Here is a 23,342-nt window from a genome sequence, read left to right on the forward strand (position 1 = left end):
TTAGCCTGCGGCAGGCAGCTGCGCGCGCCCCAGTAGTAAATCCCCAACGACATCGCCGCCATCCGGGAGGTGAACGGCGCGCGGCTGATTGCCCGCCCCTCCGCGCACAGCGTGCTGTTTGAAACCGCCGACGGCGGCGGCGTGGTTTACTGGCAGAAACTGATCCTCTGCTGCAGCGCGGGCGGCCTGCAGGCGGTGGCGGATACGATGAACCAGGCCGGAGGCGACGTGACGAATATCATTGAGCAAGCGCCGCTCCCGGCGCTGGCAGCACTTCGCCGACGCCATAAACCGCGCCTTCCGGCTGGCGGAGTCGTTGAAAAACGCGGCGACGCCGGAGAGCCTGCTGTGCCGTTGCGAAGATGTGCGCTGCGGCGACGTAGCTGCCGCCGACGACTGGCTGCAGGCCAAACTGACCCAGCGCTGCGGTATGGGCACCTGTCAGGGGCGCACCTGCGCCGCCAGCGCCCGCTGGCTGTATGGCTGGCCGCTGCCGCAGCCGAGAGAGCCGCTGTCCCCCGCCCGCGCGGAAACGCTTATTGCCCTCGCCAGGCTGAACGCCGAGCCGTAACCGCTACTCTTCTTCATCACCGCGCCCGGCAGGGACGCCAAGCGCAATAAACTCCTCCAGCAGGGAGGTCAGTTGCTGCAGCTTTTCCGTGGTGAACTGGGCCTCCAGCAGGCGATAGGTTTCTTCCACCTCCGCCTGGGCGCTTTCGTACAGCGCAGTTCCGGCAGGCGTCAGCGAGACGTACAGCTTGCGCTGATCGTTAACTGGCTTTAAGCGCAGCACCAGCCCATCCCGCTCCATGCGCGTCAAAATACCGGTCAGGCTGGGGCGCAGGATACAGGCGCGAAAGGCCAGATCGTGAAAGTCCATCGACGGACGTTCGGCGAGAATTCGCACGATCCGCCACTGCTGTTCGGTGAGATTGTGTCGTTTGACGATCGGTCGAAAGTAGGCCATCGCCGCTTCACGCGCCTGCAACAAGGCAATGGTTAATGAATCATGCATAGTATCCCCTCAACAGCCTCACCAAAAACTTATTAATAACTTAATAATTAGCGTTAATCCTGCCATGTACAACCGGTTTCTGCACCTGAAAAGTACCAGTCTTTTCCTGAAAAATATTCAATCTATTGATTTATAACAAATAAGTAATTGTTATGTAAATATTGTGTTAATCCGATCACAAAACATTCACTTCCAGTTGCTAAACCTCAGCGCAAAGCATAAAAGATGATCATTAATATATTAACGAAATCCCTTTAAACCGAAATCTGTCCCAGAGGAGTGGTGAATGAAAGGTACCATCTTCGCCGTTGCGCTCAATCATCGCAGCCAGCTCGACGCCTGGCGCGAGGCATTTCAACAGGCCCCCTACAAGACGCCGCCGAAAACCGCGGTCTGGTTTATCAAGCCGCGCAATACCGTAATTGGCGATGGCGAAGCGATCCCGTATCCGCAGGGCGAGACCGTACAAAGCGGCGCAACGGTGGCGCTGATTGTCGGCAAAACCGCGCGTAAAGTGGCGGCGGAAGAGGCGGCGAACTATATCGCTGGCTACGCGCTGGCTAACGATGTGAGTCTGCCGGAAGAGAGTTTTTATCGCCCGGCGATCAAAGCCAAGTGCCGCGATGGCTTCTGCCCCATCGGCACACTATCGGCGGTACGCAACGTCGACGATCTGACCATCATCACCGAAATTAACGGCCGCGAGGCGGATAGCTGGCATACCGGCGATCTGCAGCGTAATGCCGCGCAGCTGCTGAGCGCCTTGAGCGAGTTCGCCACCCTCAATCCCGGCGACGCGATCCTTATCGGCACGCCCCACTCCCGCGTCACGCTGCGCCCCGGCGACCGGGTACGTATTCTCGCCGACGGTTTCCCGGCGCTCGAAAACCCGGTTGTCGCAGAAGGAGAGCTGGCATGAAACAGGCACGCATTGAATGGCAAGGACAGGTACGCGATGTGCTTGTCAATGAACGCGACCAGGTGCGCCTGGACGATGGCACGGTATTAAAAGAAGGTGAATTCCGCTGGCTGCCGCCCGCCAACGGCACGCTGTTCGCGCTGGGGCTGAATTACGCCGATCACGCCAGCGAGTTGGAATTTAAACCGCCAACCGAGCCGTTGGTGTTTATCAAAGCGCCGAACACCTTTACTGGCCACCAGCAGCAGTCGGTACGCCCGGATAACGTCGAATACATGCACTACGAAGCCGAACTGGTGGTGGTGATTGGGAAAACCACGCGCCGCGTCAGCGAAGCCGAGGCTATGGATTATGTCGCCGGCTATACCGTGTGCAATGACTACGCGATCCGCGACTATCTGGAAAACTACTACCGCCCGAACCTGCGGGTGAAAAGCCGCGACACCCTGACGCCGATCGGCCCGTGGATCGTCAGCAAAGAGGCGATCCCGGATCCGCATAACCTGGCCCTGCGCACCTGGGTCAACGGCGAACTGCGCCAGCAGGGCACCACCGCCGATCTGATCTTCAGCATCCCGTTCCTCATCGCTTATTTAAGCGAATTTATGACCCTGCAACCGGGCGACATGATCGCCACCGGCACGCCGAAAGGGCTATCCGACGTGGTACCGGGCGACGAGGTGATCGTTGAAGTCGAGGGCGTGGGCCGCCTGGTCAACCATATCATCAGCCAGCAAGCGTATGAGGAGACACTGTCATGAAAAAGATTAACCATTGGATCAACGGTAAAAACGTTGCCGGCGCAGACTATTTTCATACCACCAACCCGGCCACCGGCGAGGTGCTGGCGGAAGTCGCCTCCGGCGGCGAAGCCGAAATCAACCAGGCGGTAGCGGCGGCGAAAGAGGCCTTCCCGAAGTGGGCTAACCTGCCGATGAAAGAGCGCGCGCGCCTGATGCGCCGCCTGGGGGATCTTATCGATCAGAACGTCCCGGAGATCGCGGCGATGGAAACCGCCGATACCGGCCTGCCGATCCACCAGACCAAAAACGTGTTGATCCCGCGCGCCTCACACAATTTCGAATTTTTCGCCGAAGTGTGCCAGCAGATGAACGGCAAGACCTATCCGGTCGACGACAAGATGCTGAACTACACCCTCGTGCAGCCGGTTGGCGTCTGCGCGCTGGTGTCGCCGTGGAACGTGCCATTTATGACCGCCACCTGGAAGGTGGCGCCGTGCCTGGCGCTGGGGAATACCGCGGTGCTGAAAATGTCCGAGCTGTCGCCGCTGACCGCCGATCGTCTGGGCGAGCTGGCGCTGGAGGCCGGGATCCCGGCTGGCGTGCTCAACGTGGTGCAGGGCTATGGCGCTACCGCTGGCGACGCGCTGGTGCGCCATCATGATGTGCGCGCCGTCTCCTTCACCGGCGGCACCGCCACCGGCCGCAACATCATGAAAAACGCCGGCCTGAAAAAGTACTCCATGGAGCTGGGCGGAAAATCGCCGGTGCTGATTTTTGAAGATGCCGATATCGAGCGCGCGCTTGACGCCGCGCTGTTCACCATCTTCTCGATCAACGGCGAACGCTGCACCGCCGGCTCGCGCATCTTTATTCAGCAGAGTATCTACCCCGAGTTCGTTAAACGCTTCGCCGAGCGCGCCAATCGCCTGCGCGTAGGCGATCCGACCGATCCGAACACCCAGGTCGGCGCGCTGATTAGCCAGCAACACTGGGAGAAAGTGTCCGGCTACATTCGCCTCGGCATCGAAGAGGGGGCCACCCTGCTGGCCGGCGGCGCGGATAAACCGTCCGACCTGCCGGCGCATCTGAAAGCCGGCAACTTCCTGCGCCCGACGGTGCTGGCGGATGTCGACAACCGTATGCGCGTCGCCCAGGAAGAGATTTTTGGCCCGGTCGCCTGCCTGCTGCCGTTCAAAGACGAAGCGGAAGGGCTGCGCCTGGCGAACGATGTGGAATACGGCCTGGCGTCGTATATCTGGACCCAGGACGTCAGCAAAGTGCTGCGCCTGGCGCGCGGTATTGAAGCCGGGATGGTGTTCGTCAACACCCAGAACGTGCGCGACCTGCGTCAGCCGTTCGGCGGCGTGAAGGCCTCCGGCACCGGCCGCGAAGGCGGCGAGTACAGCTTTGAAGTGTTCGCCGAAATGAAAAACGTCTGCATCTCGATGGGCGACCATCCGATCCCGAAATGGGGAGTCTGATATGGGTAAGTTAGCGTTAGCAGCAAAAATCACTCACGTGCCGTCGATGTATCTGTCTGAGCTGCCGGGGAAAAACCACGGCTGCCGTCAGGGCGCGATCGACGGGCATAAAGAAATTGGCAAGCGCTGCCGTGAAATGGGCGTCGATACCATTATCGTGTTTGATACCCACTGGCTGGTCAACAGCGCCTACCACATCAACTGCGCCGACCATTTTCAGGGCGTCTACACCAGTAACGAACTGCCGCATTTCATTCGCGACATGACCTACGACTACGACGGCAACCCGGAGCTGGGCCAGCTTATCGCCGACGAGGCGGTGAAGCTCGGGGTGCGTGCCAAAGCGCACAATATCCCCAGCCTGAAGCTGGAGTACGGCACCCTGGTGCCGATGCGCTACATGAATAGCGATAAGCATTTCAAAGTGGTGTCCATTTCCGCCTTCTGTACCGTTCACGATTTTGCCGACAGCCGCAGGCTGGGTGAGGCCATCCTCAAAGCCATTGAGAAATACGACGGCACCGTGGCAGTGCTGGCCAGCGGTTCGCTGTCGCACCGCTTTATCGACGACCAGCGCGCCGAAGAGGGGATGAACAGCTACACGCGCGAATTTGACCATCAAATGGATGAGCGGGTGGTGAAGCTATGGCGCGAGGGCAAATTCAAAGAGTTCTGCACCATGCTGCCGGAGTATGCCGACTACTGCTACGGCGAAGGCAACATGCACGACACGGTGATGCTGCTCGGCCTGCTGGGTTGGGATAAATACGACGGCAAGGTGGAGTTTATCACCGAGCTATTCGCCAGCTCCGGTACCGGCCAGGTTAACGCCGTGTTCCCGTTGCCAGCGCAGGCGTAAGGGGGCCCCATGCCGCATTTTATCGCCGAATGTACCGACAACATCCGCGAGCAGGCCGATCTGCCTGGGCTGTTCGCCAAAGTCAACGAGGCGCTGGCCGCCACCGGCATCTTTCCGATCGGCGGGATCCGCAGCCGCGCCCACTGGCTGGATACCTGGCAGATGGCCGACGGCAGGCAGGATTACGCCTTCGTGCATATGACCCTGAAGATCGGCGCCGGGCGCAGCCTGGAGAGCCGTCAGGACGTGGGAGATATGCTGTTCGCGCTGATCAAATCCCACTTCGCGACGCTAATGGAGAGCCGCTATCTGGCGCTGTCGTTCGCCATGGAAGAGCTCGACCCGACGCTGAACTACAAACAAAACAACGTGCACGCGTTATTTAAATAATGTGCAAATTGCCCGGTGGCGCTGCGCTTACCGGGCCTACAACGGCCATGAATTTGTAGGCCGGATAAGCGAAGCGCCATCCGGCAATGCAATGCCACAGGAATCTCTATGCTCGATAAACAGACCCGTACCCTGATTGCCCAGCGGCTGAACCAGGCCGAAAAGCAGCGTGAACAGATCCGCGCGATCTCGCTGGATTATCCGTCGATCACCATTGAGGACGCCTACGCCGTCCAGCGCGAGTGGGTCGAGATGAAGATCGCCGAAGGCCGCGTGCTCAAAGGCCACAAGATCGGCCTGACCTCTAAAGCGATGCAGGCCAGCTCGCAGATTAGCGAGCCGGACTACGGCGCGCTGCTCGACGATATGTTCTTCCACGACGGCAGCGATATTCCCACCGACCGCTTTATCGTTCCGCGTATCGAAGTCGAGCTGGCCTTCGTGCTGGCCAAACCGCTGCGCGGCCCGAACTGTACGCTGTTTGATGTCTACAACGCCACCGACTACGTTATCCCGGCGCTGGAGCTTATCGACGCGCGCTGCCACAACATCGACCCGGAAACCCAGCGTCCGCGCAAAGTGTTCGACACCATCTCCGACAACGCCGCCAACGCCGGGGTGATCCTCGGCGGCCGGCCGATTAAACCGGACGAGCTCGACCTGCGCTGGATCTCCGCCCTGCTGTATCGCAACGGCGTAATTGAAGAGACCGGCGTCGCCGCGGGCGTACTCAATCATCCGGCCAACGGCGTGGCCTGGCTGGCCAACAAGCTGGCGCCGTACGATGTCCAGCTCGAAGCCGGGCAGATTATCCTCGGCGGCTCCTTCACCCGCCCGGTCCCGGCGCGCAAGGGCGATACCTTCCACGTCGACTACGGCAACATGGGCGCCATCAGCTGCCGGTTTGTCTAGGAGAAACACCATGAATAACGCCTTTAAAGACGCCTTAAAAGCGGGCCGTCCGCAAATCGGCCTGTGGCTTGGACTGTGCAGCAGCTACAGCGCCGAACTGCTGGCCGGCGCGGGCTTCGACTGGCTGCTGATCGACGGCGAACACGCGCCTAACAATGTACCAACGGTGCTGACCCAGCTGCAGGCCATTGCGCCCTACCCCAGCCAGCCGGTGGTGCGTCCGTCGTGGAACGATCCGGTGCAGATCAAACAGCTGCTGGATGTCGGCGCGCAAACCCTGCTGGTGCCGATGGTGCAGAATGCCGAAGAGGCGCGGCTGGCGGTCAGAGCCACCCGCTACCCGCCTGCCGGCATCCGCGGCGTCGGCAGCGCGCTGGCCCGCGCCTCGCGCTGGAATCGCGTCCCGGATTATATCCACCGGGCCAATGACGCCATGTGCGTCCTGGTACAGATTGAGACTCGCGAAGCGCTGAAAAATCTGCCGCAGATCCTCGATGTCGAAGGGGTGGACGGCGTGTTTATCGGCCCGGCGGATCTCAGCGCTGATATGGGCCACGGCGGCAATCCGCAGCACCCGGAAGTGCAGGCCGCCATTGAAGATGCCATCCAGCAAATCCGTCAGGCCGGCAAGGCGCCGGGGATCCTGATGGCCAATGAACAGCTGGCGAAACGCTATCTCGAACTGGGCGCGCTGTTCGTCGCCGTCGGCGTCGATACCACCCTGCTGGCCCGCGGCGCAGAAGCGCTGGCGGCCCGGTTTACCCACACCGCAACGACCACAACCGATAACAATAAATCCGTCTATTGAACGGATAATGTGGAGCGCAACATGACTACCTCTACCCTGCAACACAATGATAATAAAGCCGTTGAAGTAGAAAACCGGGTGATCAAAAAGCTGTTCCGCCGCCTGATTACCTTCCTGTTTGTTCTCTTTGTTTTCTCATTTTTGGATCGAATTAATATCGGCTTCGCCGGTCTGACGATGGGTAAAGATCTCGGCCTGACCTCCACCATGTTCGGCCTGGCGGCGACGCTGTTCTACGTCACCTACGTGCTGTGCGGGATCCCCAGCAATATCATGCTGGCGAAAGTTGGCGCGCGCCGCTGGATCGCCGGGATCATGGTGGTCTGGGGGATCGCCTCGACCTGCACCATGTTCGCCACCAACCCGCATACGCTGTACATCCTGCGCATGCTGGTCGGCATCGCCGAGGCCGGTTTTCTACCGGGGATCCTCGTCTATCTGACCTGGTGGTTCCCGGCCTACCATCGCGCCCGCGCCAACGCCCTGTTTATGATCGCCATGCCGGTGACCATGATGCTCGGCTCGATACTTTCCGGCTATATTCTGGCGCTCGACGGCCTGTGGAACCTGAAAGGCTGGCAATGGCTATTTCTGCTGGAAGGCCTGCCGTCGGTGGTGCTCGGCGTCGTCACCTGGTTCTTCCTCAACGACACGCCGGATAAAGCCAACTGGCTGGATAACGAAGAGAAACAGGCGCTGAAGGCGATGATCGATCGCGAACGGGAACATGCGGCGATCGTCCCGGCTTCGCCGCGTTCCACGTTGCGCGAAGTACTGACGCCAGCGGTGCTGATGTATACCCTCGCCTACTTCTGCCTGACCAATACCCTCAGCGCCATTAATATCTGGACGCCGCAGATCCTGCAGAGCTTCAACACCGGCAGCAGCAACATCATGATTGGCCTGCTGGCGGCGATCCCGCAGTTCTGCACTATTTTCGGCATGATCTGGTGGAGCCGCCGATCCGACCGCCGCAAAGAGCGCAAGATGCATACCATCCTGCCCTACCTGTTCGCCGCGGCGGGTTGGCTGCTGGCTTCGGCAACGCACCACAGCCTGATCCAACTGATCGGCATTATTATGGCTTCGGTGGGATCCTTTACCGCGATGGCCATTTTCTGGACCACCCCGGATCGGGTGATCAGCCTGCAGTCGCGCGCGGTGGCGTTGGCGGTGATCAACGCTATCGGCAACGTCGGCTCTGCCGTCAGCCCGCTGTTGATCGGCATTTTGCGCGATACCACCGGCAGCTTTAGCTCCGGGCTGTGGTTTGTCGCCGGATTACTGATCGTCGGCGCGCTGGTGCTTACCCGCATTCCAATGAGCCAGCGTGAGGACGCCGCCGCCGCGCCGGGATTAGCGGCGCAAAAAGGCCACTAAGGAGCGGGTATGTGCCAGCATTCCATCGCCAACATCGACATCAATAAAGATTACGACGAGAGTCTGGGTACCGAAGAGGTGCACTATCAGTCGTTCTCCCGCATGGCGGCCTTTTTTGGCCGCGACATGCAGGCGCATCGCCACGACCGCTATTTCCAGATGCACTACCTTGATACCGGACAGATTGAGCTGCAGCTTGATGACCATCGCTATTCGGTGCAGGCGCCGCTGTTTGTGATAACGCCGCCCTCGGTACCGCACGCTTTTATTACCGAGTCCGATAGCGATGGCCATGTGTTGACGGTCCATGAGGAGCTGATCTGGCCGCTGCTGGAGGTACTTTATCCCGGCACGCGGGAGACCTTCGGCCTGCCGGGGATCTGCCTGTCGCTGGCGGATAAACCCGACGAGCTGGCGGCGCTGGCCCACTACTGGCAGCTGATTCGCCGGGAATCTACCGCCCAGTTGCCGGGGCGGGAGCATACCCTGGCGCTACTGGCGCAGGCGGTCTTTACCCTGCTGCTGCGTAACGCAAAGCTCGACGATCACGCCGCCAGTGGGATGCGCGGCGAGCTGAAGCTATTCCAGCGCTTTAACCAGATGATCGACAGCCACTACCATCAGCACTGGACGGTACCGGATTACGCCAGGGAGCTGCATCTGACCGAATCGCGGTTGACCGACATCTGTCGCCGCTTCGCCAACCGTTCGCCGAAGCGGCTGATATTTGACCGTCAGCTGCGCGAGGCGAAGCGCCTGCTGCTGTTTTCCGATAGCGCGGTCAATGAGATTGCCTGGCAGCTGGGGTTTAAAGACCCCGCCTATTTTGCGCGCTTTTTTAGCCGCCAGGTCGGCTGCTCGCCCAGCAGCTACCGGGCGCAAAAAGTACCGGTGTCGTAATACCCCGGCGGCGCTGCGCTTGCCTGGGCTACAGACCGTAGGGCGGGTCAGCGCCGCGCCAGCCGGTAAAAGTTGCAGAGATCACAAAATTCACTCCCGCCTGAAAAGTACCCGCCGTTGTCGCAAACGTCCCTTCACGACAAGCGCCATAACCGCTTCAATTAAACAACAAAAACAAAACATATATTTAACATCATTATTCCGATAAATACTGAAGAGGCCCCTATGAAACCTGAAGATTTCCGCGCCGACGCGAAACGCCCGTTAACTGGCGAAGAGTATTTAAAAAGCCTGCAGGATGGCCGCGAAATTTATATCTACGGCGAGCGCGTGAAAGACGTCACCACGCATCCGGCCTTCCGTAATGCCGCGGCCTCCGTCGCTCAGCTGTACGATGCGCTGCACAAACCGGAGATGCAGGATTCCCTGTGCTGGGGCACCGATACCGGCAGCGGCGGCTACACCCATAAATTCTTCCGCGTGGCGAAAAGCGCCGACGATCTGCGCCAGCAGCGCGACGCCATCGCCGAATGGTCGCGCTTAAGCTACGGCTGGATGGGCCGCACCCCAGACTACAAAGCCGCCTTCGGCTGCGCGCTGGGCGCCAACCCGGCGTTTTACGGCCAGTTCGAGCAGAACGCCCGCAACTGGTACACCCGCATTCAGGAAACCGGCCTGTACTTTAACCACGCGATCGTCAACCCGCCGATCGACCGCCACAAGCCGGCTGATGAAGTGAAGGATGTCTACATCAAGCTGGAAAAAGAGACCGATGCCGGGATCATCGTCAGCGGCGCGAAAGTGGTCGCCACCAACTCGGCGCTGACCCACTACAACATGATCGGCTTCGGCTCCGCACAGGTGATGGGCGAGAACCCGGACTTCGCGCTGATGTTCGTCGCGCCGATGGATGCCGAAGGCGTCAAGCTTATCTCCCGCGCCTCCTATGAGATGGTCGCCGGCGCGACCGGATCGCCGTACGACTATCCGCTTTCCAGCCGTTTCGACGAGAACGACGCGATTCTGGTAATGGATAAGGTGCTGATCCCATGGGAGAACGTACTAATTTATCGCGACTTTGACCGCTGCCGTCGCTGGACCATGGAAGGCGGTTTTGCCCGCATGTACCCCCTGCAGGCCTGCGTGCGTCTGGCGGTCAAACTGGACTTTATCACTGCCCTGCTGAAGCGTTCTCTGGAATGTACCGGCACCCTTGAATTCCGCGGCGTGCAGGCCGACCTTGGCGAAGTGGTGGCGTGGCGCAACATGTTCTGGGCGCTGAGCGATTCCATGTGCTCGGAAGCGACGCCGTGGGTCAACGGCGCATGGCTGCCGGATCACGCCGCGCTGCAGACCTATCGCGTAATGGCGCCGATGGCCTACGCCAAGATCAAGAACATCATCGAGCGCAACGTCACCAGCGGCCTGATTTATCTGCCGTCCAGCGCTCGCGATCTGAACAACCCGCAGATCGACCAGTATCTGGCGAAGTACGTGCGCGGCTCCAACGGTATGGATCACGTTGAACGCATCAAGATCCTCAAACTGATGTGGGACGCCATCGGCAGCGAATTCGGCGGCCGCCATGAACTGTATGAGATCAACTACTCCGGTAGCCAAGATGAGATTCGCCTGCAGTGTCTGCGCCAGGCGCAGAGCTCCGGCAATATGGACAAAATGATGGCGATGGTCGACCGCTGCCTGTCCGAGTACGACCAGAACGGCTGGACGGTGCCGCATCTGCACAATAACGCTGATATCAACATGTTGGATAAGCTGCTGAAGTAATTCGCAGCGGGAGGTCATAATGCAATTAGATGAACAACGCCTGCGTTTTCGCGATGCCATGGCCAGCCTGTCGGCTGCGGTTAACGTTGTCACCACCGCAGGTGAAGCCGGCCGCTGCGGCATTACCGCCACGGCGGTTTGCTCGGTGACGGATACGCCGCCATCGGTGATGGTTTGTATCAACGCCAACAGCGCGATGAACCCGGTGTTTCAGGGCAACGGCAAGTTGTGCATCAACGTGCTGAACCACGAACAGGAAATCATGGCCCGTCATTTCGCCGGGATGACCGGGGTGACGATGGAAGAGCGGTTTGCCCTCAGCGGCTGGCAGCAGGGCGCGCTCGGGCAGCCGGTGCTGAAGGGTTCGCTGGCCAGTCTCGAAGGCGAGATTAGCCAGGTGCAAACCATTGGTACCCACCTGGTGTATCTGGTGGAGATCCGCAATATTACCCTGAGCCCGCAAGGGCACGGCCTGATTTACTTTAAACGCCGTTTCCACCCGGTGATGATGGAAATGGAAGTGGCGGTGTAATGGCCTCGCCTGCCTCTCCCCGGATAACGGGGAGGGGCTACACAGATTCGCGTTAGCCTTCCTGCCGGGCAAACTGTGTCAGCGCCGCGCCGCCTTCTGGTACTTTCCGCCCGTACCGCCGTCGCCGTCCGGCTCCCCTGCGCGCTGATTTGCTCCTCGCTCGGATGAGGATTGCCTCCCGCTACCTATTACGATTTTTCTTGTAGCCTTGGTAATAAATCCACCAACAGCCAATTGCTCCGATAAGACCTCCGACAATACTTCCCTTTAGGATTTTCATGAAATCAATTGCATATAAATAAAAAGGTTGACCGAAAATCAAAAATAAAACAATTTCTATCAAAAAATGAGTTATAACAACACCTACGAAGACACAAACAGGAAAGGAAATAATCAAGTAAATGAATATCAAGAACCATTTTGAGGTTGAGATTTTCATTTCTTACCCCCTAAATTTTTACCTGCCTGATCATTACTATATTCTGTTATTATTGAGCTTGTTATATTACCAGCAACTCTTGGTATTGGATCTAATGACAATGGCTTCGATATCCCCATTCCGACATCAGTCCACAGCCAATCTTTCCATGGCTTCATCGGGTTGTAAATTTTATCCACAGGCAGCTCAATGAGTTTTCCTGCACCATAACCCACTCCAGAGGCCAAACCATTAATTAAGCCACCTGTAAAAGGATTATCCCCTTTCAGATAGCTGGATGTTGCACCACCTGCCGCATTCCAGCTCATTGTTCTCTTTAATCCTGTATTTCTGGTAAAAGCTCCAACATACGTCGCAATGAGCACATCCGTTGGATTAACTTCTCCATTAATAAGATACTGGATACCAGCATTTGCCGTTCCGCCTATCGCGCCAGTAACCTGCATTCCCCCCGGCAGGTAGATTAGCCCCGCTGAAGCCAAGGCACCTGCATAAGCTTTATTCTCAGCAATTCCTCGCTGGCAAGCTTCACCAGACGGGTTATCTGCGCATGAGAGAACATCTGCGCCATGCTCTCTGGCTTTCTCACCCTGGCTCCATTCGTTCCCACCCATCAGGTTATTCTCCACAACAACTCGTACATATTGTGGTTATTTTCTACGTTGAGAAGAAAAATGATTCATCAGCCAGGTACCAACCCCGCCAATAACACCACCTGTGATGCCTACCTTAAAACTAACATACAACAGCTCCTTATACGGTATATTCTCATTTCCTGAATTCATTTCGTTTACTAAAAAAATAGCCAACTGTCCCAAAAAAGAAACAGTAGAAACAATAATAGCGCCCATTATAACTACATATGCAAGGATGAATAATTCTCGCTTCATTTTATTAAACCTTTTTTTGTGATAGCGTCTTCAACCTTTGGTCCACCCTGAGAGGTTGCTTCCGAAGCAGCAGAGCCAGATATTGCCCCCCAAGTACTGGGACGAGCGTCAAACTGTAAAGGCTTACTTATCCCCATTCCAACATCAACCCACTCATAGTTTTTCCATGTAGGATTGAGTACTTTATTTAGCGGCATTTCAATAAGATACTTACCCATCCCGTAACCCAGTGCTGAACCAGCAGCCCCCCAACCAGCACCATTCAGCGGGTCATCACCTTTCAAATAATTTGACATTGCACCACCCGCCGCATTCCATCCAATCGTTCCCAATAATCCTGTATTAGCAGTAGCTGCACCTATATAGCTGGCTATTAAAACCTCTGTCGGTTTAATTTCACCAGTTAATGCATATTGTATTCCTGCATTTGCTGAACCGCCTATCCCAGCAGTTACTTGCATCCCGCCTGGTAAATAAATTAACCCAGCGGAAGCCAATGCTCCGGCATAAGCTTTATTAACTGCTTCGCCTCGCTTGCAGGCTTCACCATCTGGAGCATCATTACAGGAAAGTACATCAGCACCATGTTCCCTGGCTTTTTCCGTCTGAAGCCATTCACTACCGCCAAGTAAATTATTCTCCACCGCGTTCTTCCCGGCCTGCGCACCCGCCACCGCATCCGCGCTGCTGCCTCCGCTAAGCCCACCCATCAGTCCCGCCGCCAGCGTACTCAGCGCGCTTATCGTCGACTTCTGCTCATCCGACAGCTCTTCTGTCTTAACATCCGGATAGTATTCCGTCGCTATCCAGCGCCCCAGCAGCTCGCCGCTCACCGCGCCTGCCGCTCCCGCCAGCGCGCTGTTATTTCCCGATGCCGCCGCTATCGCTCCCCACACCGCATGCGCCATCGCATTGGCTTCCACATTCACCTTACCCGTCGCGCTGTCCGTCGTCTGGCTGTGAATGATTTCCGCCACATACGGGCTCACTGCCCCGCTCGCCGCCTGCGCCAGGTTGCCCCCCGCCAGACCCTGCATCGCCGCCGTTACCGCCTGCGCCACCTTCTGGTACTTTCCGCCCGTATCGTAGTCCGCCGTCGCCGTCCGGCTCACCTGCGCGCTGATTTGCTCCTCGCTCGGACTGCCATTCCCTCCCGCTACCAGCTTCGCCCGCGCCGCTGCCCGCGCCGCCGGGTCGCTCTGCGCCGCCTGCGCGTTCAGCTTGCCCTGCGTCACCAGCACATCACTCACCTGGCGCCCGATTTCACCTATCTTCTGCGCCGTCGCCAGACGGTTCTGCTCTTTCTCCTTATCAAATATCGGACTCAGCGTCTGGTTCGCATGCGCCGCATCCCGGCTTAACCCCGTCACGTCCTGCTGCTGACTCGCGCCGTCGCGGATAACGATACTGCCCTCGCTCACCGCCGCCCGCGTCAGCGAACTGTCGCTGCCGCTGCCGTTCGCCCCCATCAGCAGACCACTGGCCGCATTCCCGAGGAACTGCCCCGCCACGCTACCGCTCGTGCTCACTCCCGCGCTCTGCTGCTCCACGCTGTACTCGGCATAGTTTTTAATATCCCGGAAACCCAGCGTCCCGGTATCCAGCCGGTTCAGCTCCGCCGCCGCCGTGCTCGCCAGCACGCTGCTTCGAATCGTAGTTATCGCTGTCCTGCTCACTGGTCAGCGTCAGGTTACGCCCGACGTCCATTGTCACCAGATGACCGCTTACCTGCGCCCGATTTCACTTGCCTTCTGCACCACCGCCAGCCGGTTCCACTTTTTCTCCTTGTCACACAGCGGGCTCAGGGCCTGGTTCGGACATTCCGCATCCCATCATCCGCTGCGAGTTCTACCGCCGGGATTGGCTGACAAAATGCCGCTCCGGATCCGGGTGATGCGGGCGTCAACCGGGCAAAGATGCTCCAGTGGTTGAAGACCTTCCCCGGCGCGCTTAACGACATCGGTGATCTGCCGGTGATCAAGCGAGGCAAGGGGCATTTTTCGGGAGCGTAATCGCTGATAACACGATCCCGACGCTGCGGCCGGGATCTTTTCGACATAGATTAAAATCCCTTTACTTTAAAAAGGCGGAATAATGCGAGTCCAATGCCTCCAATGCTTCCACCATAAAGTCCTAATTTCGCTCCATGCAAAACATCCTGCCAAGTTGCATTAAAACCATCGCCAAGCAGCCACAGTAACAACGAAAAAAAAAGCTTTCCGCATACAGATAATGCGATCATGAATAAAATCGTAGCAACTAAGATAAATAGAGACTGTACACATCTAACTCGGAGATCATTTTTCATTTTTATCTCCTATTTTTTTTATTACCTGTTCAGCTCCTTTACCGCCTCCTTCTGATATTACTGAAGCTCCAATATTACCCATGTTGCCTGGAATCTTACCCGGCAACATCTCCTTAGAGATCCCCAGTTGACCTTTAATTTCGGTATATTTCAGCAGGTCAGGATTAAACTTAGGATCCCAGCCGCCGGTTAGCCATTTACCAGCCGCATTTATGCCTGAAGAGATTAGTTTGCCTCCCCAGTAGCCGCCAGCAGAACCCAGACCATTAGTAATTGCTCCCGTTAAAGGATTGTCACCGTTGATCTGACTGGTTAGCGCGCCACCGGCTGCATTCCAGCCCACTGTTCCCCATAAGCCATTCCCTATGCTTGCAACGTTTATCCAGCCAGCCACAGCAGAGTTAACCGGATTCACCTTGCCATCTTCAGCATACTGAGCACCTGCGTTTACCCCTGCGCCCAACCCCCACATCGCCTGCGCGGTACCGGGTAATAACGCCACGCCTCCTGTAGCCAGTGCTCCCGCATAGGCTTTGTTTTCCGCCAGGCCTCGCTGACAGGCTTCTCCTGAAGGATTGTCTGCACACGACAGCACATCCTTACCATGCTCTCTGGCTTTCTCACCCTGGCTCCATTCGTTCCCACCCATCAGGTTATTCTCCACCGCATTCTTCCCGGCCTGCGCACCCGCCACCGCATCCGCGCTGCTGCCTCCGCTAAGACCCCCCATCAGTCCCGCCGCCAGCGTACTCAGCGCGCTTATCGTCGACTTCTGCTCATCCGACAGCTCTTCTGTCTTAACATCCGGATAATATTCCGCCGCTATCCAGCGTCCCAGCAGCTCGCCGCTCACCGCGCCTGCCGCTCCCGCCAGCGCGCTGTTATTTCCCGATGCCGCCGCTATCGCTCCCCACACCGCGTGCGCCATCGCATTGGCTTCCACATTCACCTTACCCGTCGCGCTGTCCGTCGTCTGGCTGTGAATGATTTCCGCCACATACGGACTCACTGCCCTGCTCGCCGCCTGCGCCAGGTTGCCACCCGCCAGACCCTGCATCGCCGCCGTTACCGCCTGCGCCACCTTCTGGTACTTTCCGCCCGTATCGTAGTCCGCCGTCGCCGTCCGGCTCACCTGCGCGCTGATTTGCTCCTCGCTCGGACTGCCATTCCCTCCCGCTACCAGCTTCGCCCGCGCCGCTGCCCGCGCCGCCGGGTCGCTCTGCGCCGCCTGCGCGTTCAGCTTGCCCTGCGTCACCAGCACATCACTCACCTGGCGCCCGATTTCACCTATCTTCTGCGCCGTCGCCAGACGGTTCTGCTCTTTCTCCTTATCAAATATCGGACTCAGCGTCTGGTTCGCATGCGCCGCATCCCGGCTTAACCCCGTCACGTCCTGCTGCTGATTCGCGCCGTCGCGGATAACGATACTGCCCTCGCTCACCGCCGCCCGCGTCAGCGAACTGTCGCTGCCGCTCCCGTTCGCCCCCATCAGCAGACCGCTGGCCGCATTCCCGAGGAACTGCCCTGCCACGCTACCGCTCGTGCTCACTCCCGCGCTCTGCTGCTCCACGCTGTACTCGGCATAGTTTTTAATATCCCGGAAACCCAGCGTCCCGGTATCCAGCCGGTTCAGCTCCGCCGCCGCCGTGCTCGCCAGCACGCTGCCGTTCAGCTGCGTATGCCCGCCCACCTTCACATCAAAACCGCCCTCGCCGGCAAAAATCCCCGTCTGCGCCTCCACCGACGCCCAGGTGCTGTGCATTTTGCTCTGGCTCAGGTTGAGAGAACCCGAACCGCCGCCCATGCTGCCGCTCGCCCCCGCACTGCCGCTACGCTGCTTCGAATCGTAGTTATCGCTGTCCTGCTCGCTGCTCAGCGTCAGGTTACGCCCGACGTCCATTGTCACCTGATGGCCGCTCACCTGCGCCCCGGTCAGCGTCGTATCGCGACCGCTGACGATAGTCACCCGCTCACCGGCGCTGAGGGTCGTTTCGTTATGCGTCAGGCTGTTGCCCTTCTCGTGGCCCTTCGCGGCGTTGGCGCTGGCGCTGACCGTCAGCCCGTTCGCGCCCTGACCGAAGTTAATACCGACGCCAAACGAACTCCCATGGCTCTCGTTTTTACCGCTCAGGGTGCTGGCGTTCTCCGCAGAGAATAAATTCACATCGCGCGCGGCATTGAGCAACGCGCTGCCGCCGGCCTGCAGCTGGCTGCCCTCAACGTTGATATCCGTCTCCGTGGCGATAATGCTGAGATTGTTGCCGGCCATCAGGCTGCTGCCGCGGCTGGTGTTCTGCGTTTGTCGCTGAGTGGATTTCGAGGACTGGCTACCCCAGGAGAGGTTGACCCCTATCATGCTCTCCGGACTGGAATCCGCAGTCTGCATCTGCGATGCCTGATACGCCTGTACGCCCGATAATGCCGACTGCAGCCCGCTCAGCGCGGCGAGACGGCCATTGCTCTCGGTGCTGGCCTGGTTGGCGCTGGAAACCGCGGTATTAATGGCGCTGCCCACCATCCCGGATAACGCCAGCGTCAGGCCGCTGGTTTTCTGCTCCACGGTATGGGTCTGGGTGCTCTGGTTTTCCGCTGCCAGAATATTCACGGTTTTACCGGTCAACGCCATATTGTTGCCGGCCACCAGGTCAGATCCCTGAACCGTCAATACATTACCGGCGCTCAGGCTAAGGTTGCCCTGTGAGCTTCCGACGGTACTGGCGGCGCTACTCAGCGCCGTCGTCACATCGTTGGCTTTCAGCGACGAACTGCCGACGCTGAAGCCAACGCCGCCGGTGCCGGAAAAGCCGCTATGTTTCTCTTTACGTAGATGGTTTTCCTGGCGACTCTCCTTGGCGGTGGTGATGGTCAGGTTACGCCCCGCCACAAGGTTGACATCCTGGGTGCCGGCAACACTGCTGCCGGACACCAGCAGGTCGCGCCCGGCCTGCATCACAATACTGTCACCGCTAAAATTGCTGCCGATGGCGTTCTGCGCCCACACTTCATCGTGAGTGGTGAGCGAGCGGCGAGCCAGCAGGCCGCTGCTGCTTTGATGGCTATTTTCCGTCAGGTGCCATGAGGACTCGCCGCTGCTGAGGTTAATATCATTGCCGGCGGCAACCGTCAGGCTGCTGGTCGCCGTCACGCTGGCGGCGCGGGCAATCATATCGTGGCCGGCGGACAGCGCCACCGCGCCGCCGTTAATTTGCGTGCCGATATCGCTACGCTGGGTCAAGGAACGATCGTTGCCTTTCCCCCAGCTTCCGCTTTCGCTATGGGTGGTGGCGAGCGTCTGCAGGTTGAGATCGTTGCCGGCGATAATCTGCGTCTGGCTGCCCGCCGCGCTGTTACTCACCATGCTTGCCGTCAGATTAATGTTATGTAACGCCTGCAGCCCCAGCTGGCCGTTTTCATTCTGGACATAAATCCCCGCAGGCCGATCGAGGCTGATGTTACCTGGGCCGCCGCCGAGGGTGCTGGCGCTGTTGATATCACGCCCGGCTTGCGCGATCAGGCTATCGCCGCCCTGCAGCGTTCCGCCAATATTGTTGATATCAGTACGCGCGTTTAGCGTAAGCTGGTTGCCGCCGATATAGCCGCTGTTATGAATGTTTTCCGCGGTTAGCTGCGTCACGCCGCGGCTTTGGATGTGCCCGCTGTTGGTCACATCACGGCTCACGCTGAACGCCACGTTTTCACCGCCGAGCAACGCGCCGCTGCCATCGAGATCGCCCGCTTTAACCCGCGCGTAAACCTGCGGCACCAGCACCTGCTGCACGGAGCCATCCGTTAGCGTGACCTCTCTGGCGACCAGCCAGACCATATCGCTGGTCAGCAGCGCCATCTGCGCTGGCGTCAGCGCCACCCCGACCGTCAGGTTGTACTGTTTGGCGAAGGCGACGCCCGCGTCCATCAGCGCCCGATACTGCTCTTCATCGTTACTGTAGCCCTGCAGGTAGCGCCCGCCGCTCAGCTTAACGATCTGCTCACGCACCAGCCGCTGCTCGTAATAGCCGTCGCCAAGCCGCTTCATCGCCTGATCAACGCCCAGCTGATTTTGCATGTAGTCGCTGGCGAGCCACGCTTTACCGTTGGTGAAACGCGGATCGGTTTCCACCAGATAACCTGCTTTAGCCTGCGGATCGATCTGATACAGGCTGCTGACAGGAAGCCGGGTATCCGGCGTGACGACGCGAATAACCGTTCCGTCAGCGTTAACCGGCGTCACTTCCACCAGCCGTCCGGCGGGTAGTTCGCCTGTTTCATCGGCGCGATCGCGCGGATTAATCACGCCGCTATGGCCATCAATTTGGGTATTGCCCTGCCACTTCATGGTTTGCAAATCGATGGTCTGAACCATCGGCGTCGGTTCATATTCGCTGCTTTTTTTCCCCTGGCTGGTTTTGGTGCCGCCAAACGGGCGGCTGGTCTTTTTCTCATACCAACGGGTCTGGGTGCCGACGTCGGTGGTCACCCGTTTGCCGGTCGTGGCGACGTTGTTTAGTTCGCCAATCACGCCACCGAGCGCTCCTCCGGCGATAATCTGGCTATCGTAGTTATTCAGCTTATCGCTGTTGATGATGAGCCGGGCGCCGGAGAGGATTTTGCCAGGATCGCTTTCCACCACCTGCGTTTCCACAACGGTACGCTGGTACTGGTATTCATAGAACTCATCGCCGCGGCTTCCGTCCGGCATGATGGCGTCGTGAACGCCGTATTTGTTTTTATAACTGGTATCGACCAGCGACCAGTCGAAGCGCTGTACCGATCCTTTCAGCGCCGCTTCATGGCGCCATGACTGCTCGACCATCACATCTTTCGTCACCAGATGGTCGTTGTAGTTATTGATTTGTTGGATATCGAGCACCATATCGCCGGCGGACTCAAGCGTTGCGCTGTGGTTATTAAACACTCCCGCCCGGCCGCTGAGCGAACCGTCTTCGGCAAGCTGGCCGCCAATGGCGAGCGTACCGTCGCTGTAGATCAGCGCGTGATCCTGGTTATTGAGCGTGCCGACGCCCATTGCCAGCGATGCCCGTGCGGCAATCGTCGCCGCCACGCCGTTCTCCGCGGCGTTAGTCAGCGTTGCCGCCTGCAGCGCGACGGCGTCGCCGTACAGGCGCCCGCTGCCGATATTGGTTAACGTCGTGGCGACAATATGGGTTAAGCCACCGTCAATCAGCCCCCGATTGACCAACTCGCCGTTGACCGTCAAATGGTTCTCGCCAGCGCTGATTTCACCTTCCTGACGGTTATCCAGCTTTGCCGCATAGAGATTGAGCGCCCGGCCGGCGCTGATAACCCCCTGGTTAATCAGCCCCAGTCCGGAGAGATTCCACTGCAGGTTGCCGTTGGCGATGACCCTCCCGGCGTTATGAAACGCCTGACGCAACGTGAGCGACATATCGCCCTGAGAGAGCACCTCGCCATCGCCGCTGAGGGAATCGGCATCGAGGCTAAGTTTGCTCGCGGCAAGTAACGTTCCGCCCGTATTAGCCAGCGCCAGGTTGACGCCTGCTATTTCCAGAGCGGCGGCGGAGACGATCTGCCCCTGTCGGTTATCCAGCCCCCGGTTGTGGATGGTGATATTGAGATTACCGCCGGACTGCAGTTCTCCCTGCCGGTTATCAACGGTGGCGCTCTGAATACCCAAGGCATCAAAGGCGGTAATTGTGCCCTGCTGATTATCCAGCAAACCGCTCGTCGTCAGGTTGACGCTGCCCCGCTGCGCCGTGCCTATCTGCCCGTGACGATTATTAAGATTTTCAGCCTGTAGCCGGATGTCGCCGCTGGCGATGATATTCCCCTGCGAGTTATTCACCCCATGGCGCGCAGTGAGCTGAACGTCGCCCTGCGCCGCGCTGATTTTTCCGCCATGGTTGGTCAGATTGTCGGCGTCAAGCTTGATATTGCCATTTGCGGTAAGCACGCCTTCGCGGTTATCCAGCCCTTCTTCAGCGCTCATGGCCAGGTCGCCCTGCGCCGCAATCAATTGCCCCTGCTGGTTCCGAAGGCTGGCCACTTGTAGAGAAAGGCTGCCGCCAGCAACGATATTCCCTTGCGAATTTTCCAGCTCGTGACGCGTAGTGAGCTGAGCATTGCCCTGCGTCGTGCTGATTTTACCGCTGCGATTATTAATGTTATCGGAGTGCAAAACGATATTGCCGTTAGCGGCAATAGTGCCTTCGCCGTTGTCCAGCGCGCCTTCGCTGGTAATAGACATGCCGCCGCTGCCGGTATGCAGCAGCGTTCCGTTTTGATTGAGCAACTGGCTGGTGCTGAGCGTCAAAGCATGGCTGTTGCTGGCAATCTCACCGCCGCGGTTATCCAATCCCGCGCGAAAATCAAGGCGTAGATCGTCCTCGCCCGTCTGCTGGATTACGCCCTGTTGGTTATCCAGCGCCACAGCTTTCAGCTCAAGCTTGCTGGCCGTCAACAGGCCACTGTGGTTGTTGAGTTTGCCGCTGGCGGCCAACTGGAGTTTTTCGCTGGCCGCCACCACCGCATCTCGGGTGGTGATATTGCCGGACGCGGCGCTGACCACGATCCGCGCCCCCGAGGTTCGACTGTTATCAAGATCCACCGTCCTGCCCTGCGCCGTCAGCGTCCCTGCCGCCATATTGCGGCCATTCAGCGCCAGCGAGCTCTGGCTATTCAGCGTCAGCGCGCCGCTGCTGGCGGTAGAACCATCGCTATTTAATCCGGCGGCGAGCGTACTGTTTTGCGCGCTACGCAAAGCGTTGGCGGCAATCCGCGTATCGCCTTGCGCGGCAATCATGCCGTCATTGGTTAGCGTCGCGCTGGCCGTCACCACGCTATCTTTTCCGGCGTACAGCTGGCCCTGGTTGTGAAGATCGCCCTTAACGGACAGTTGCAGATTCTGCGCGGACTGAATCACGCCGCGGTTGCTGAGCGCGCCATCAGCGCTGATTGCTACGTCCCCCGCCGCCGCGCCGATATTGCCGGCATTGTGAACGCCTACGCCGCGCTCGGTACCGACAAGACGAATTTTATGGGCGTACATCCCGCCCAGCGCGCTGACGTCGATCGCCACCGCAGGCAGCGCACTGCCGTCGGCTGATTTTGCCGTCGTCCGGCTGTGCGCCGCATCGATCTGATTACGCCCTGCGGTGACCTTTAGCTCCTGCGCCCAAACCCCGGCGTTGATTTTCACCGCGCGGGCGAGCAGGTCGGTACTGTCTACCGAGCTCGCATCAAGGCCGCCGCCCTGTATGATAATTTCGCCGCGATTGACATCATAACCACTAATCTGCCCGTTACCGTACTGCACCTGGCCTGTCGTCAGCGTCGCGCGGTTGGCATTGATGAACCCGCAGCCGTCGCAGCTAATTCCGGCAGGGTTAGCGATAACCACCTGCGCTTTTTGTCCGGCAACCTCGATATAGCCATTCAGCCGGCTCGGATCGCGGGTATTCACCTCGTTGAGGATCACTCTGGCTTCCCCTTTCGCCAGATTCGGGTTCCCGGCGACCATCCCGGCCAGTTGGGTTGAAGTGTTAGCGTGGCTGTTATTCAGCACCACGCCGCGCCCATCGACGTCAAACTGGCTGTAAACGTTGCGTGAAACGCCTGCGCCGCTCGGTGTCTGAATATTGACCTGCGGCGTGCCATTAGCGCTATTGGCGATCTGCGGTTGCTGGCCGCCTGGCGCATGGTTATCGGCGACAATCGCCGCCTGAGCCGGAGTGAGACAGGAAAAAGCGAGCAGAAAGCTAAAGGCCAGCGGCGCCAGGGAGGAGATTAACGTCGACCCGGTTCGCGCGTCGGCGCCGGATTGCGGCGATACGCCAGCCCGATGAGAGCGGGTCGTTTCCGCCACCACCATCAGCATCCCGCGAGCCTTATTAAATACGATTCGATAAAAGCGTTTATTCATTGCCGTTACTCGTCATCCGTTGTCCACCGCGGCGCGGAAGATCGTCCATGTGCGCAGCACGCGCCGCCAAACGGCGCGTGA

General features: G+C 58.7%; 16 protein-coding genes and 3 pseudogenes. 13 read left to right on the forward strand and 6 right to left on the reverse strand.

What is annotated here, in order from left to right; translation table 11 throughout:
• Nucleotides 1-54: 54 nt before the first annotated feature.
• Nucleotides 55-571, forward strand: a pseudogene (locus KB890_RS10965) (hypothetical protein); the annotation flags it as partial.
• Between the two features lie 3 nt (nt 572-574).
• On the opposite strand, the gene hpaR reads toward KB890_RS10965, so the two are convergent.
• Entirely contained in the window at nt 575-1,015 is a 441-nt protein-coding gene (gene hpaR, locus KB890_RS10970) for a homoprotocatechuate degradation operon regulator HpaR (RefSeq protein ID WP_002887503.1), read from the reverse strand.
• 64 nt (nt 1,016-1,079) lie between these two features.
• Here hpaR and KB890_RS10975 point away from each other — a divergent pair.
• The 12 genes and pseudogenes from KB890_RS10975 to KB890_RS11030 all read left to right on the forward strand — a co-directional run bounded on the left by KB890_RS10975 (nt 1,080) and on the right by KB890_RS11030 (nt 11,727).
• Nucleotides 1,080-1,244: pseudogene (locus tag KB890_RS10975) on the forward strand (hypothetical protein).
• 57 nt (nt 1,245-1,301) lie between these two features.
• Nucleotides 1,302-1,934: a fumarylacetoacetate hydrolase family protein gene (locus KB890_RS10980; RefSeq protein WP_004146085.1), complete on the forward strand. Its 633-nt coding sequence runs from the start codon at nt 1,302-1,304 to the stop codon at nt 1,932-1,934.
• On the forward strand, nt 1,931-2,695 hold the full coding sequence (locus KB890_RS10985) for a fumarylacetoacetate hydrolase family protein (protein ID WP_020323866.1): 765 nt from the start codon (nt 1,931-1,933) through the stop codon (nt 2,693-2,695). Before KB890_RS10980 ends, KB890_RS10985 begins: the two co-directional genes overlap by 4 nt.
• Entirely contained in the window at nt 2,692-4,158 is a 1,467-nt protein-coding gene (gene hpaE / locus KB890_RS10990; RefSeq protein WP_002887494.1) for a 5-carboxymethyl-2-hydroxymuconate semialdehyde dehydrogenase, read from the forward strand. Before KB890_RS10985 ends, hpaE begins: the two co-directional genes overlap by 4 nt.
• 1 nt (nt 4,159) lies before the next feature.
• On the forward strand, nt 4,160-5,017 hold the full coding sequence (hpaD, locus tag KB890_RS10995) for a 3,4-dihydroxyphenylacetate 2,3-dioxygenase (protein WP_002887492.1): 858 nt from the start codon (nt 4,160-4,162) through the stop codon (nt 5,015-5,017).
• Between the two features lie 9 nt (nt 5,018-5,026).
• The gene (locus KB890_RS11000) at nt 5,027-5,407 is read left to right on the forward strand and encodes a 5-carboxymethyl-2-hydroxymuconate Delta-isomerase (RefSeq protein WP_004151392.1); all 381 of its coding nucleotides are present in this window, start codon (nt 5,027-5,029) and stop codon (nt 5,405-5,407) included.
• 108 nt (nt 5,408-5,515) lie between these two features.
• A complete protein-coding gene (gene hpaH, locus KB890_RS11005; RefSeq protein ID WP_002887487.1) occupies nt 5,516-6,319 on the forward strand; it encodes a 2-oxo-hept-4-ene-1,7-dioate hydratase in 804 nt (267 codons plus the stop codon).
• Between the two features lie 10 nt (nt 6,320-6,329).
• Complete coding sequence (gene hpaI / locus KB890_RS11010; protein ID WP_016946174.1) at nt 6,330-7,127, forward strand: 4-hydroxy-2-oxoheptanedioate aldolase; 798 nt, start codon at nt 6,330-6,332, stop codon at nt 7,125-7,127.
• Nucleotides 7,128-7,148: 21 nt separating this feature from the next.
• Nucleotides 7,149-8,507, forward strand: coding sequence for a 4-hydroxyphenylacetate permease (hpaX, locus tag KB890_RS11015; RefSeq protein WP_004222447.1), 1,359 nt, complete (start codon nt 7,149-7,151; stop codon nt 8,505-8,507).
• Nucleotides 8,508-8,516: 9 nt separating this feature from the next.
• Entirely contained in the window at nt 8,517-9,407 is an 891-nt protein-coding gene (hpaA, locus tag KB890_RS11020; RefSeq protein WP_004177537.1) for a 4-hydroxyphenylacetate catabolism regulatory protein HpaA, read from the forward strand.
• A 225-nt stretch (nt 9,408-9,632) separates the two neighbouring features.
• On the forward strand, nt 9,633-11,195 hold the full coding sequence (gene hpaB / locus KB890_RS11025; protein WP_002887473.1) for a 4-hydroxyphenylacetate 3-monooxygenase, oxygenase component: 1,563 nt from the start codon (nt 9,633-9,635) through the stop codon (nt 11,193-11,195).
• A gap of 19 nt (nt 11,196-11,214) precedes the next feature.
• Nucleotides 11,215-11,727: a 4-hydroxyphenylacetate 3-monooxygenase reductase subunit gene (locus KB890_RS11030; RefSeq protein WP_002887467.1), complete on the forward strand. Its 513-nt coding sequence runs from the start codon at nt 11,215-11,217 to the stop codon at nt 11,725-11,727.
• 435 nt (nt 11,728-12,162) lie between these two features.
• Here KB890_RS11030 and KB890_RS11035 read toward each other — a convergent pair whose 3' ends face one another.
• From KB890_RS11035 to KB890_RS11060, 5 genes and pseudogenes are all read right to left on the reverse strand, one after another.
• A complete protein-coding gene (locus KB890_RS11035; protein ID WP_071604865.1) occupies nt 12,163-12,780 on the reverse strand; it encodes a hypothetical protein in 618 nt (205 codons plus the stop codon).
• A gap of 36 nt (nt 12,781-12,816) precedes the next feature.
• Nucleotides 12,817-13,056: a hypothetical protein gene (locus KB890_RS11040; protein WP_020323849.1), complete on the reverse strand. Its 240-nt coding sequence runs from the start codon at nt 13,054-13,056 to the stop codon at nt 12,817-12,819.
• Nucleotides 13,053-14,790 (reverse strand): annotated as a pseudogene (locus KB890_RS11045) (VENN motif pre-toxin domain-containing protein); the annotation flags it as partial. The gene KB890_RS11040 and the pseudogene KB890_RS11045, both read right to left, overlap by 4 nt.
• A 328-nt stretch (nt 14,791-15,118) precedes the next feature.
• Complete coding sequence (locus KB890_RS11055; RefSeq protein WP_045380569.1) at nt 15,119-15,364, reverse strand: hypothetical protein; 246 nt, start codon at nt 15,362-15,364, stop codon at nt 15,119-15,121.
• Nucleotides 15,354-23,216 carry a two-partner secretion domain-containing protein gene (locus KB890_RS11060; RefSeq protein WP_038434411.1) on the reverse strand — a complete coding sequence of 2,621 codons (7,863 nt, stop codon included), beginning with the start codon at nt 23,214-23,216 and terminating at the stop codon, nt 15,354-15,356. Before KB890_RS11060 ends, KB890_RS11055 begins: the two co-directional genes overlap by 11 nt.
• Nucleotides 23,217-23,342 lie beyond the last annotated feature (126 nt).

The organism is Klebsiella sp. P1954, assembly GCF_018199955.1.
Lineage (GTDB): Bacteria > Pseudomonadota > Gammaproteobacteria > Enterobacterales > Enterobacteriaceae > Klebsiella > Klebsiella pneumoniae.